The organism is Massilia genomosp. 1, assembly GCF_011682185.1.
GTDB lineage: Bacteria > Pseudomonadota > Gammaproteobacteria > Burkholderiales > Burkholderiaceae_D > Telluria_A > Telluria_A rubra.
In genome coordinates, this window is sequence record NZ_WHJF01000695.1 from 1 (window position 1) to 225 (window position 225).

The 225-nt window shown below is 55.6% G+C and carries 1 pseudogene; it reads right to left on the reverse strand.

Annotated features, from left to right (window positions below):
- Window positions 1–102: 102 nt before the first annotated feature.
- A pseudogene (locus F1735_RS35300) lies at window positions 103–225 on the reverse strand (IS1182-like element ISCARN109 family transposase); the annotation flags it as partial.

Consider the following 225-nt stretch of genomic DNA (forward strand, 5'->3'; position numbering starts at 1 on the left):
TCGGTTACGGCGGCGGAATCATGGCTAATCTCATTTTTAAGGCGTGGGGATGCCGTACCTGAAACATTCGGAGCGGAATCGAGAGAAAGTTGAGCGGTATGGTCATCGTCGAAGTCGCATCAACTGGGCGGCGCCGAGGGCGAGCAGCCCGAACATCAAATGGCTCATGACTTTGGCATGTCCCTTGACCATGATGTTGCGGCCACCAAACTCGTCCTTGAGGCG